General features: G+C 41.0%; 2 protein-coding genes. Both read right to left on the bottom strand.

Annotation, left to right across the window (positions count from 1 at the left end; genetic code table 11):
- Positions 1–208 (bottom strand): hypothetical protein (locus PROVRUST_RS19915; RefSeq protein WP_006816301.1); only part of this gene is annotated, 208 nt, incomplete at its 3' end.
- A partial coding sequence (locus PROVRUST_RS20605) for a hypothetical protein (RefSeq protein WP_006816302.1) occupies positions 205–427 on the bottom strand: 223 nt, incomplete at its 5' end. The genes PROVRUST_RS20605 and PROVRUST_RS19915, both read right to left, overlap by 4 nt.

A 427-nucleotide genomic window follows, 5' to 3' on the forward strand; every position in this document is an offset into this window, starting at 1 on the left:
CCGCTACGGATGCACCGCTTGCCTGAGTTGCTAATCTCGCAGCTTTGGCATCATCTGATAACATCCACTCAGGTAATAAATCTGTCGCTGCCTGCTTAATTTCGGCAAATGTAGATTTTAGTGACTCCCATTTTTCAAGAATACCGTTCTTCAAACTATCGATAATTTCACCACCGATTTGCTTGAAACGCTCTGGTAATGCAGTCACATCAGCGACAATCTCATTCCATTTATCTGAAATTGTTTTTTAATCAGTTCCCACATGCGCGACGTCACAGAAATAATTTTATCCCAATGCTGATAAACCAAACCAACTAACGTCCAGTTCATGACATAGGATTTAATCCCTTCCCAAAATTGATTAAAAATCTGCGTCACACCATCCCATAGCGCTTTTGAATAACGCACTATTCCATCCCAGACTTTG

The sequence above is a fragment of the Providencia rustigianii DSM 4541 genome, from assembly GCF_000156395.1.
Classification (GTDB): Bacteria; Pseudomonadota; Gammaproteobacteria; order Enterobacterales; family Enterobacteriaceae; genus Providencia; species Providencia rustigianii.